The 12,613-nt window shown below is 56.6% G+C and carries 6 protein-coding genes, 2 pseudogenes and 1 riboswitch; of the genes and pseudogenes, 2 read left to right on the top strand and 6 right to left on the bottom strand.

All coding sequences use genetic code 11. The features are described 5' to 3' along the window. Positions 1-190: 190 nt before the first annotated feature. The 3 genes and pseudogenes from WS45_RS14550 to WS45_RS35875 all read right to left on the bottom strand — a co-directional run bounded on the left by WS45_RS14550 (position 191) and on the right by WS45_RS35875 (position 8,796). Positions 191-5,605, bottom strand: a complete 5,415-nt coding sequence (locus WS45_RS14550) for a membrane-targeted effector domain-containing toxin (protein ID WP_156437156.1) — start codon at positions 5,603-5,605, stop codon at positions 191-193. A gap of 1,794 nt (positions 5,606-7,399) precedes the next feature. Next, on the bottom strand, positions 7,400-8,227 hold the full coding sequence (locus WS45_RS14555) for a DUF4158 domain-containing protein (RefSeq protein WP_059691474.1): 828 nt from the start codon (positions 8,225-8,227) through the stop codon (positions 7,400-7,402). 3 nt (positions 8,228-8,230) lie between these two features. Next, positions 8,231-8,796 (bottom strand): annotated as a pseudogene (locus tag WS45_RS35875) (recombinase family protein). A 172-nt stretch (positions 8,797-8,968) separates the two neighbouring features. Here WS45_RS35875 and aac(6') point away from each other — a divergent pair. Then, positions 8,969-9,433 carry an aminoglycoside 6'-N-acetyltransferase gene (gene aac(6') / locus WS45_RS14570; protein ID WP_059533354.1) on the top strand — a complete coding sequence of 155 codons (465 nt, stop codon included), beginning with the start codon at positions 8,969-8,971 and terminating at the stop codon, positions 9,431-9,433. A 375-nt stretch (positions 9,434-9,808) separates the two neighbouring features. Further along, on the top strand, positions 9,809-10,129 hold the full coding sequence (locus WS45_RS34985) for a hypothetical protein (protein ID WP_059533356.1): 321 nt from the start codon (positions 9,809-9,811) through the stop codon (positions 10,127-10,129). Here WS45_RS34985 and WS45_RS33495 read toward each other — a convergent pair. The 3 genes and pseudogenes from WS45_RS33495 to WS45_RS36535 all read right to left on the bottom strand — a co-directional run. Beyond that, a pseudogene (locus WS45_RS33495) lies at positions 10,087-10,173 on the bottom strand (transposase domain-containing protein); the annotation flags it as partial. The gene WS45_RS34985 and the pseudogene WS45_RS33495 overlap by 43 nt on opposite strands. A 346-nt stretch (positions 10,174-10,519) precedes the next feature. Continuing rightward, positions 10,520-10,942, bottom strand: coding sequence for a type II toxin-antitoxin system VapC family toxin (locus WS45_RS14580; RefSeq protein ID WP_059533358.1), 423 nt, complete (start codon positions 10,940-10,942; stop codon positions 10,520-10,522). Between the two features lie 530 nt (positions 10,943-11,472). Continuing rightward, positions 11,473-11,676: a baseplate J/gp47 family protein gene (locus WS45_RS36535; protein WP_059596246.1), complete on the bottom strand. Its 204-nt coding sequence runs from the start codon at positions 11,674-11,676 to the stop codon at positions 11,473-11,475. A gap of 787 nt (positions 11,677-12,463) precedes the next feature. Then, positions 12,464-12,531, top strand: a riboswitch (Fluoride riboswitch). Positions 12,532-12,613 lie beyond the last annotated feature (82 nt).

A 12,613-nucleotide genomic window follows, 5' to 3' on the forward strand; every position in this document is an offset into this window, starting at 1 on the left:
TTGGAGGGAGTTGCAGTCCACCGGATCAGGGGAATTTTCTCGTCCCCGCCTAGAATGTTGTCTACACCAGCGTGTCGTGCCTGCAGAAAAACTTGAATGATGTCTGATAAATGATCGACCAGATGGGGATGCGCTTGCCTGTTCGTCGGTCCAAATATCCAGTGTTGCGTCGAGCTGTTCGCTGATGAACTTATAGATCTTCTGGGGTCGACTGGGCGGACGGGCGTATCCAGACATAGTCAGCCCGCAGGCTTGTTTTACCATATCGAATATCCCAGAGTTCTCTTCCAGCATCCGGAAGAAACGTTGATCGCAAGAGCGTGTCGTCTGGCTCGACGCGCACGCCAATGCCGTTGGTCAGCTCAGCAATCCCTGGTATACCTGAAAAGGTGTTTGTATGTGAATTCCCGACAAGTGCTATCCATTTCGTATTGCCTAGAGCCGCTTGATGTTGGGATATTGTTGAGCTTGCGTAGTAGTTCATCATTTGGCCGCGTGCATTCGGGTAATCGCCCAATAGGTCGCTTACCTTGTAGCTCGCTGTACAGTCAAGTGCTATCACGTTGATGCGATCCCTGCGTGCTCGTTCGATTAGGGTGTGGTATGTATAGGGGCCGTCAGGATCGATACCAACTCCGGCGGACATGTCATCAAGGTAAGCGCGAAGCTTCGGAGACATTATTGCATCCGACGCTCGAAGATAGGCATCAATGTCAGCCTGGTGGACGTCGCTGAGAAGCTGTTCAAGATATAGTGTCTTAACGCCCGCTGACCTTAGGCTTGACATGTTCTCGATCAACAACTTCTTGCTTTCAATTTGCGTGCGTGATTCCCCGAACACGATCCCCTCTTTTTTGCTAAATAACGCATTTAGAATACTTGAGTCAGATTGAATCGGATCGATAGCTAGCGGTAAGGGGTTTGTCAATGCAGTGTCATCGTTGGGCAGCTGTTCAAAAAATTGGACCGCCTCTTCCCGCAGAGCTTCGCGTTGTCGGAAAAATGCCTGCAGCAGGTCTTTTTCTTGCCTACTCGCGCTGAGATCGGCGTACCTTTGATCCAATCCGCGATATTCCATCACCTTCTCGGCCATAGCGTCTCGCCAGCCAGCTCGATCTGGTATTTCATATAGATCGAGTTGCACCTGCCCAAGAGTCGCCTGCGCGTTTTCCCACAGACGAGTGTTGTCCGAGCGGAGGACCGCAGGGTGGCGGGTATCAGGGCGAAGCCAAACGTAATCGTAGTGAAAGTCAATATTGCGGTGTAGGTTACGACCGGGCGAGATGCTCGACTGTGCCAGCCGAGAGCCTTCCTTCACTCGAATGCCGAAGCTGTCCGTGAGTTCCGCCAAACCCGGAATCCCGTGTTTCATGTTGATGTGTGAGGCTCCGGTAAGCGCGATCCACTTACCTCCACCTTTTGCCCAGCGATGCTGGACAATCGTCGCCGCGCCAAAATAGTTCATCATCTTTAGGCGCGTACGAAAGAACTGGTAGTCGAAAAATGGAAAGAATGAACCAAAATAGCTTGCAATGCAGTCGAGCGGACGGATTTCGATGTTGTTGGCGTGTGCGAGGCGAATCAACTCTCGTTTTGTGTATCGCCCGTTTGGATCGAGACCCTCTCCGCTGGAAAGAATATCGGCCCATTGCTCGATGTGCTCTGGCATCGACGCACCCGGTGTTGAAGAATAGCTCTCCAGTTCTGCCCCTGAGAAATCAGCGAAAAATCCCTCAAGGTACAAGGTTACTACACCTAGACGCTTGAACTCTTCAATATTTTCGATGAGTGCCCTCACGGTAGCAATTTTGTCGTGCTCTTCCCCAAAAACAATACCATCCTTGTTTTTGAACAGCGTCTCGAGGACTTGATAATCCGTCGCACTTTCCGAAAGCAAGGGTTCGGCAGTTCGGACTGTTTGCCGGTGGTGTTTAAAGAATGTCGCGGCATCAGTATTGAGTCGCCGTGCGAGCACGATCGCTTCGTGAAATCTAGGGTCAGCGTCTGCACGGCGAAGGCCACCGCGTAAACGCCAGGTACGCGAGGGCCAATGTTCAAACATTGCCATAAAGGTCTCGAATTCGTTTGGGACGCTGTAAACCTCCAGCGGAATTTTCGCGAGCCTCCAATCGCTGCCGGGGAGCAGCCGAAAGGCTCCAGCGGTGTAGGTCATTGTCGGTGCGTTGTCTGACCAGACACCGTACAGTTGTTGTTTTCCGTGATAGTGGAATTGCTTCAGTGCAACGTACCCTCCGTCGATCTTCACATAGACTTGGTTTCTAACGTCCCAACGTAGTCCGATGCTGTCCGGAGAAGAAAGCTGCCGAGCGTCAATACCGGCCGGACTGATTTCCCGCATTCGCTCGAGCAGATCAGTCGAGAGGTGCCGGGACGTCGGCGGCTCAAATATCCAACGTGAGTCCTCCCATTCAATCGACAGTCCCGGCTTGTCGAGCGCATGCAGGTCGTAGATTTCGTAGCTGCTTCCGTGTCCCTCGATGAAGTTTTCCCTAGCCGGAACGAGTAGGCCATTCATCTCGACAACGGAATAGGCCGATTCAACTGACGACGATTTCGCGGAGCTGCGGACTTCATAGAGATTACCGCTCCCATAGAAGGCAGGATTATTGTTAGGGACTTGCTTGTAGGTGTTGCTGCTTGAGATGGGAGTCGACAGCCGTCGCAATGTATCTTGTTGGGCCATTGAATATACTGCTTCTCCATTTCGATGCGTCGAATGTCGAACGCCCGAAAGAGGCTCGAAATAGTCAGATGGTGGTGCACTCGCGGGTTCCGCAGGGGCATTGCCTCGTGGACCTGTCCTGGCTGCACCGCGCGAGTCGCCGGTTCTTCTCGCCCCGTTAAATGAAAGCTTGCTCCCTTTACCTCCGAGCCCGAATTGAAAGAGAATGTCGAGCCGTTCAGCGATCGTTTCAAAGCGGAACCTGCCGGCATCAAAGCGCAGCCCAATCTTTCGACCATTTTCCGCGGTGATGAAGTAGCGGTTCGCTGCGCCGCCCCATTTCGATATCTTCAGATGGTGTCCCTCAATTTTTAGGTACCTACTTCCATCGGCTGCCGAACGTAGGCCCAACTGATCGGGCAACGTTAGCTGGGCGTCCGTCACTTCCGGCGCATACATGTCAGGCGTCACGCGCCTGCGCAATTGATCGGAGGCACGCGGGGAGGTATCGGCGTTCGCAATCCATCGCCCCTGGCTCCATTCAATTGTGTGAGCATTTGACAGCCTACCGAGGTTCTCCCGGACGGCGGCGTGGAATGCATCGCTATCGAAACCTATGACACCGTCGAAGATTTTGGCGATCCCTGCCTGAACGGCCATGAACGCGACGTTCCCGGTATCCGCTAGCGCGCCGGCCATCCCTGCCACGCGTTCTTCCGGGGTATCACCGTTGATGGCTGCGTCCATGTGCAACCCAAGACTCACAAATGGCGTTACGGGATTCGGCAGTATTGTATTGAAGGCATCCGAATAGAGAATTGCGCGGTCGCGGTCCACTTCAGAATCAGACTTGACAGCGATATCGAGATCGCTGAAAGATCGGGCCTTCTGTCGTTCTGCCATTGCGCGGAAAACGCCTCTTTCGGTGATGAGTGTTTTTCGGCTGAATATGTTTCGGAGATAGCTGCCTCGTCGGTCCTCCGCAAACGTTGACAGCCAAGTGTCGACGCCGCTATAGGTTGCACCGTCCTGACGGTCAAACAATGAAAAATGTTGCACTATGTCGTCGCGGCGATCTGGAATGCGGCAGCCATCTAGGACCCATTGCCGCATTTCATGCTCGTTGGCGAATGAGAAAAGCGCACGACGACTGCGCGGCAAGTAGAGCACTACGTGCTTGCTAAGCGCGTCTTCGAATACGAGCATATCGGTTGCTGCATACCCGTTGATATCGAAGTAGTAGACATCGACGCGCGGTTTGTTATCGAAGTACCGTACGCCACGCAACACGTAGCTTATGTCAATTGAAGACATGTTGTTCGCAGGTGTGGCGAGGTTACTCACGAGGACTACGGCGTTTTGGATTTCTTGAAGATCAATCATGCGCCACACCTGTTGAAGTTGGTGTCGCGCAACTTCATAGAAGTCGATTTCGCGAACGATTTTCATCAATTGCGATGGTCGAATTCGAACCTCGTTCTTACCATCGAAGCGCTCGGCCTCCGTGGACTTAACCGAGTAAATTCCGGAAAGCTGGTCGACGACCCACGGATGCTCGACGGCACTTGCAGGAAAGTTCGTGAGCAGACTAGTTGTTAGAGCACGCTCCTCTGCCGGTTTGCCAATATGCGCCCATCCCGTTATGGTTCCCGGGTCACTCTGGGCGGAATCAAAACGCATGAAATAGACCCGATCTGGATCAACGTCGACATCAGTACGGGCTTTGATCTCGGCCTTCAACTTGGAACGTGCTATATCGCGAATATTCGGAAAGACTTCGCTCCATATCTGGAAAAAGCGTCTCAGTATGAGACTGGCATCATGCGGATCCATCGTGGAATTGGCATGTTCGGATCCACGGGTCTTACCATCCTCCGTCGATACGCCGGTTGAACTCTCATGACGCTCGTGTAACGGGAATTCGGGGTTAGGGGCCCAGGGCGCGATTTCGGGGGGCGTCAAGTCAGTCGACGTCGCTGGCGTAAGCTCAGGGAGCACTGTTTTCGGTTGCGCTGACAAGTAGGCGTGGGGCGGCGATGTTGCGTCGTGATCGAACGCCCAGCGCGAACCGTTCCACTTGATGGAATGGCACTCACCAAGAAGATCATTGCGATCGAAGATTTCATACAAAGTAGCATTGCTTTTGGCCAACCTTTTTCTGGCCGGTATGAGCATCCCTAGCATTTCGACTACTTCGTACTGTTCTAACGGGTCGCTATTACTTGGATTCATCACCCGGAATCGAGGGCCGGCTTTGGTGTCGACATGCTCAGGCCGGCCATATATGACATTTTGCCGCGGCGGTTCTGCGATCAACTCGAGAATTCTTACTTCGTCTCGATTATGAATCGGAGTATCGTTCTCGATGAGTGGGTGCCATGTTCTTGATAGAGGGTTGATGTACACCGGGCAGTGATCGTCGCTGTTTCCCATAACAGCTGTCCCATAGATTTCTGGATAGCTGAGAAAGCAATCGCTTCCAAGGCATACACGGCGAATTTGCCTCGGAACGCCGAGGATGGTAACGAATGGAGATTCGTCCCGGATTTGCACGTCGAATAAGCTGTCGTAGTGCCCGCTCCATCCCTTCATGAAGCGCGCTTTCCCCGTTTCGCTGTCAAGAGTCACCACATCAGACGGGGCGCCGGGGACCGTGGCCGAAAAACTATCGTCGCCGCTATAGCGCAGAGGGTACCAGAAGCCATCTTCACCCAATAGCTCAAGCTGCACTGCGCGATGTATCCCGGTATCCATATCGCGCAGCACGATAGAGGATGCTGTCGCTGGAGGAGTCGGTGTCGGATCAGTCGAGTTGGGTGTTGGTTGGAACAGTGCAGACTGAATGGTCTGCCACGCCTCGTCGACGTTCAAAGACGTTCCGAATGGTGGCAAACTCGCAGAATCTCGGAGTTCGTTGTCCATCCTCATTCGTTCAGTTCCACTTGTACTGTAGTAGTCGTGGAGGATACTCGCAATTGAAGGAGGCAGGCCTACGATATCGACGGACGGTCTTCCGGAGTGACGAGGCGGGAGGCATTTGAGCAGGATGAGGCCAACCACTAGGCCGCGGTGATTCAGTATTTCGTCAAGAAACTCACCGCGCTGATACGCGCAGGACTCGAGCGTCCCGACTAGCTCGCCGTTCTCGCGTAGCAGGTACATTGCCGAGTGAGCGCGAGCAACTTGTAACCTTGAGATGATGTGCTCGTCAAGGAGCCATTCGAGTATTTCGCCTTTGCTCGCGGAGTCAGCTTCGGCACTTGATGGTAGCGGGTTCGATTCGGCAGTCTGATCAATTTGAACGTTCGAATAGATTTCGGAGTTCAGTTGGTTCTGTAGCCGTTGCCTCCAGAAGCGCTCACGCGGATTTCGTTCTTCTTCGAGATTCCTCGCATGAGAGGCGGGGAAGATCAGTGGATCAAACGCGTTAATCCAGTCCCATGTCCGTCGATACCACGTCTGCCCCGATTCAACTCCAAGGTCGTGCTCTAGCTGACCTGCGCACACTAAACGTAAGGGGCCTTGATATCGATCGCTTGCTTCGGTCGCTTGCGGAACGGAAGCTGGAGGCAAGTCTCGTGGAACGTGAGCCCATGTCCTACGTGATGGCGAGATAGAGCAATATAGCGTCATCGCTTCGCCTGCAGATCTGTCCGCACCTCCGAGCCGCGGGCTCTGTATATGTGTGCCAGCGTCGCATTGATTCTTAGTCGATGCTTCGCCGTTGGGGTGCCGCGCACCGCGGGTGGTCGTATTGTCCGCAAGTCTCTCCGAGTGGGCTGCGTTCGAAATCGACAGCAATCCCAGCAGTATGAGATGTGCTTGGGCGTGGGCAACAGGGTTGCTTGGTGTGCGTGCAATGGCATTCGTTCGTGCCTGACTGACATCGTCCCCAACATACCTTTGAGTGTTGTTGTAGTGCTTGCCTGAGGATCTGCGGTGTTGACTAACGGATGAGGGCATGGCTCTCCTTTGTGGTTAGGGCATAGCTCCAGAGGATGTCGACCGGCTTGGATCCAATTCACGAGGCTGAGTCCGATGAGAAGCGCTTGCGGGACATCGTATGCCGGTCACGCGGGCGCCGACGTGTCTATTACCTTCGGTCGCAGGAAATTCCTCCGTGTGAATTCGTCGGCATCGGCATTGATCGACCGTAATGGTAGACTGCGCTCCGCTCGGACGATGGGTGGCCGCTTCAACGTGAGTCGGTTGTGTCTCAATTGCAGATTAAAGCAGCGCCGTAGGGAAATCTGAATACCCGCTTCCTTACCTCGCCGAGTATGGTCGACTTGCTGGCTACAAGGGGCCGTGCGGTGCGGGTGAGGCCGGAGTCTTGCAGGACGACGCCGGGATGACGCTATCGACAATGCGATTCGGAGAGTGCTTTGGGGTTGGAAAAAACCTCGATGGCGAAGGAAATTTCGACGCACGACCGGACCTCGCAGAGCCATATTGAGGGAGATGTGTTGATTCTCGCACGATGACTGAGGAAGTTTTACGTGAAGCGAGCGCGATGATCGGTTTTTGAACGTACAAAACATTCGATGAAGTCAATGGACGTGATGGTGCGGACTGTCTATAAGACTTAAAAAATGTCTTGCGAATAAACCGCACGACCATTGATTGAGGTCGGACGGAATTCGTGGAGGCCAACGGGTTAAGCGGCGATCTGATTCAGATAGAAGCGCTGTGCGAACGCGGCAGGCGATTGGTAATTCAGATGCGCCTGTCGGTCTCGCACTCCTCGATCTGATAGACGGCGGTCTGGCCGCCTTCGCGGGCAAGCCGCAGAAACCGGTTCTGGTGGATACTGTGACCGGCGTCAGGCTGCAGGCCAAGCTCGCGGATCGCCTTCAGCCGCTCGATATGCGCGATCATGGCCTTGGCGCTGGGGCCCTCAGGCGATTGCCTCAGCCACGCCAATTTGCTCACAGGGCGCTCGCCGTAAGGCGGCAAAAGCGCGTCGAGAGCCGCACGTTGCTCATCAGTCAATGGCTCGGTGAGCAGCCCGTACACTTCACGCTCGGCCTTGGTCGCCACTGCCACGCAAAGCTTCTCGAGCGCAGCGATGGGCGGCAGCAACACGCGTTGACGTCGCAGTTCATTCACCGCGGCGCACGCGAGCACGATACCCTGAATCGTCTGCATGGCGACGGGCAGCAGAAACTCGGACAGCCCGCGATAGTGTCGGCGCGTAAACTGGACAAGCCCTGAACGGGCAAGGAGTTCCTGCAGATACTCACGCCGGGTTTCGTCACGCTGGACATACAGATCCCTCACGGCTGGCGAAACCCGCAATTGAGTTGCGATAATACCGAGCACAGGCGCGTGCGGCTTCTCGCTCGGACCCAGCACCCGACCGGGATGCCGCAAATGGATCATGAGAACAGCCAGGCCGAGCCGGTTGTGATCGCTGCGATGTTGCCTCACAAAGGCGAAATCTTCCTTCGATAGCGTGGCAAGCGGGATCAGCTCGCTTTCGTCCTCGGGAAAGGCGAACAGCTCGAAGCGTTGAGCGGACGTAAGGAGTTCCCGACGAGGCATGTGTCACCTCGGCGAGCGCAGGTACTGGGACAATGTTTCCCGGCTTATCCCGTAGTCACGCGCGATCTGTGCCTTGCGTTCGCCGGCTTCGACGCGACGCCGCACATCCGCGACCTGTGCGTGGACAACGTTGGTTTGCGGCCGCGATACGCGCCGCGCTGACGCGCGAGCGCAATGCCTTCGCGTTGGCGCTCCCGCATCAACGCGCGCTCGAACTCTGCAAACGCTCCCATCACTGACAACAACATCAGGTTCGCCATGGGTGAGTCTTCCCCCGTGAACGCCAAGCATTCCTTTGTAAATTCGATGCGTACATCGAGCTGCGTGAGCGATTGGACGATGTGCCGCAGATCATCGAGGTTTCGCTCGAGCCGGTCCATGCTGTGAACCACCACCGTGTCGCCGGCTCGCACAAAACTCAGCAGCGCATCGAGCTGTGGCCGTCACGTGTCCTTGCCCGACGCCTTGTCGGTAAAGATGCGACACAGTTCGACGCCGTCAAGCTGACGCTCGGCGCTCTGCTCGAACGAACTGACCCGCACATAGCCGACTCGTTGACCGCTCTTCACGACGGGACAATCCAGTGAAAATGTCAGCCCTGAAATCGATGGCGTTCGGCATGACGTGTCAAACAATTCAGAAGATAGCCCTATCCTGATGTTTCTGATAGAGTTTCCTGACATCAGGATAGGGTATGCTCCAATCTGACAAACCGTCGCTAAATCGATTACCCATTCAAGCATGCCTTCTGTCTCATTTACGGTTCGGGCTGTTTTACCCCATGACATTGGTGCGTGGTGTTCGCTGCGACGCTTGCTCTGGCAACACGTGAGCGACGACGAGCACATTCTCGAAACCCAGCGGCTGCTGGCCGACCAGCATCGCTATGCGACATTCATTGCCTTTTCTTCCGATAGTGCGCCGATTGGTTTCGCCGAAGCCGCAGTGCATCACGACTACGTCAACGGTTGCAAGACATCACCTGTGCTCTTTCTCGAAGGCATCTACGTCATGCCAAATGTGCGCCGGGTAGGCATTGCGAAAGCATTGTGTGCCGCCATCGGTCAATGGGGCTCCGCACATGACTGCACCGAATTCGCATCCGATACACAGGTAGACAATGTCCGCGCTCAGGCATTGCACTGCGCTCTCGGCTTCGAGGAAACCGAGCGTGTCGTCTTCTTCCGAAAGCGCCTCACATGCTGATTCGGCGACGTATGGAGTGAATAGCAAGCGGAGCCAGAAGCTAATCGGCAGGCTCCTAAGTCGAAGGAATCTTCCGGGTTACGCAGAGACGCTCGAAACCCTTGGCCTGAAGGCTTAGCGTACGTAAAAATCCGTTTCTTGAGGGCACCCCGTTTAGTGGGCCCGAGCTTTCCTGATCGTAACGCCCGAAAAAGATCCAACTTTACTTCCCATTTGAACGTAAGAGTGGCGCTGCCACCGTCTTGCTTTAGCATGGCGGCTTTCCAATCGAGATCGCCGAGATGCCAGTGGAGCCACGCCTTATCGCGAACCTGGTTATTGCCATAGTGGGTTCCGTTCGTAGCCTGGATCAACAGCGACGATTCCGCCCCCGACATGGCCTTGACACTGGCGCAAGCCAGCGAGAACGCAAACGCCTTTCTGGTTCCCTCATCCGGCAATGATCCCGATGCTGCTGACAAGCGTTGGTTGCAGAAGCACTGGCAGGTAATCTTCGAACGCACGCTTGAGGACCGGTATGTCGACGAGCGTCTATGGCCGCAAGGCCGTACGCTCAAGCTGTTCAAGGAGTGGCGCGAGATTCGCATGCACTCGATTGTCCTAGATTGCGCCGACGCGCCAATCTTGTACGAGGACCAAGCCAGATCCTGTGCCAGCCGCCAGGGCAGTAGGTCATCAATCTGGTTGATCGAGTAATCGGCGATGCGCGCCAGCACATGACGCAGATACGCTTCGGGATCGTGATTTCGGCTCCTGTTGACAGGGCCGACGTACCCAGAACACGTCGGCCTGCTGGTCGCATTCGTTGCGCGTCACAGGCTCCGGTTAGGTTTGCGTGCCGGCCGGCACGAAGATGAGCGCTTTCAGCCGCGCACGATCGGCCCGGTACGGGGTGTCGAGCGCCGACACGCCTATCTCAAGGGTGACGTCCCCAATAACCTAGGGCGCCGAGCGCGGCACCGACTGCGAGGCCGCATTCGTAGCGGTTCGGTTTGAGCGTCGTCGCTTTCGTGAGCGCTCACGAATGTCGTGTTCGACGCGCGCGGTCAGTTTCAAGGTGGGCATGGGGTCTCGTAACGGGATCGGTCAATTTGTGCTAGCGGTCGCCGGCACGACCACGGTCAATCCCGGCAGGTCCGCGAAATCCACCACGTTCAGCGTCATCAGGGCGTAGCCGTGCTCAATCGCCGGCGCCGCGATCCACAGATCGTTATAGCGAGGGCCCGGCGAGCGGCCTGCCTGCTTGACAGCAGCCGCCAGCACGCCGAGCGCGGCCGCGGTGTGGCGCGTGATGTCGAGCACGGGGCGCCGCTCGAGCTGACGCAGATGGGCAGCCCGCCGCGCACGCTCGGTGGCGTCTGCGCATGATTGCACGCCAAACGCCAGTTCGCCCAACGGGATCGTCGAGATGAACACTGGTGCATCGCCGGCGGTGTCGATCACGGGGCGTGATTTGACGGTACCACCGGCGAGTCCGACCCACACGCAGCTGTCAATGATCATGCCCACGGATCACGCACTCCATCGTCGAAGCCAGCGCGGCTGTCGTGCAGCCAGCGGGCCGCATTCGGCACCGAGGCTCAGCGGCAGGCCCTCGAGCGCCTGCGTGGCATTCATGACGGGTTCGGCGGGCACCAGGCGCGCGATTACGGTCCGATTGCGTTCGACCACCACGGTTTCGCCTCGCTGGGTGACCTGATCCAGGATCTGGCGCGTGTGGCGAGCCAGTTAGGTAGCGGTGATGGTCGGCATAGTGGCCTCTGGGAATAATGAATACGTGTTATACGCACTTTACGTATCGAGAAACCGGTGAATTCCGGCCCTGCGGGGTCCGGGCCCAGCAAAAAGCAATGCCTACAAGGACTTGAGCGCGTTCCGCACGCGATTCGCTTCGGCAATTGCTTCTTTGCGATCCACCGCCACATACCTCGGCGGTGACCGGCCGGCGCGTTTCGATATGCACGTCGACCACCGCACACGCCGCGCCATCCGCAATCGGTTTGGGGTCGTCGTGCCGCCCCCACTGCGCCGAGCCCCAATTAATTCGGGGCGCACCGCGCGCGTGTCACACTCGGCACCTCCAGCCCCCACGTCACATAGTCGTCGGCGTTGCCACCATCGGGCACCGGGAGATACTCGCGCATCATGCACTGGCGCAGCCACGCGATCGACTCTTGGTCGGTGCCGCCTGCCAGGCCCAGCGCGCGCACCGGCACTGCAGCCGTGGTCTCACGCAACGTCACGTTCGCGGTGACCAGATAGTACCGGCTGTCCTACGCACGGAGCAGTGTGCCCGCATCAATCACGCTGTCGACGCGCCGCTCGCCTGCACCCCATGCAGGTACGCAATCCGCCTGACAGCCTTGACTGACAAGGGCTTGACAACATCCTGGCGGCCAACCATCGCTATTCGCCGCCCGCTCGGCCGTCACATCACCCGTCGGGTACCGATACCGCATCGCTGCGCGGCGTCTCGACGTTGGGCGTCGTCAACCGTCTCCCAGTCGCCCAAGCACCACACGTCCTGCCCATCCTGCCGTCGATCGACTGGTGCATCCCAAATTTGTGCGACGCACGGCGCCTTTGCAGCGGTTAATTTTAATCATGGTTTTATTATGAAATATCGGCCACCCAACATCGGGCCCATCCTAAGCTGAGTCACCGCCAGCCTAAATTGCAATAAGAAATATCCGGTTCCAATGCACAAGCAAGGCCGGATCTTCGCCGCTTAAAATCAGTCGATTCTGATTGTGCTTCATCAGTTTCCGGCTTATGGCGACACGCCCCATGCGCCATCATGGTTCTGTGGGCGGTTGCTTTCCCCGTTCGCAGCTTATCCTGCATGGCGCTCCCCGTCCGGGACATCGGGAGGCGCGACCTTCCCGCCGACCACGCGCCCTCGCCTCACGCATCTCGGTGCGGCGCGATCCGTGGAACGCATCCACGGAGGACCACATCCATTGTGGATCTGCTCTTGTCACCCGCGACCCTGCGTCGCGCGATCAGCGCCGTCGATGACCGCGAGGACGCCGTATCGGCGGCGATGGCATGCCTCCGTGAACCGCCGATTCGTTCGGCTGATGATGCCCTGCGTGTTCCTGGGGATGGAATGGTAGGCCGTTGCCCTTCCTTGCCCAGGCCAATCAACCCAGAAAAATCCGGGTACTCATGCACCACTCC

This window comes from Burkholderia sp. RF2-non_BP3 (assembly GCF_001522185.1).
Lineage (GTDB): Bacteria > Pseudomonadota > Gammaproteobacteria > Burkholderiales > Burkholderiaceae > Burkholderia > Burkholderia diffusa.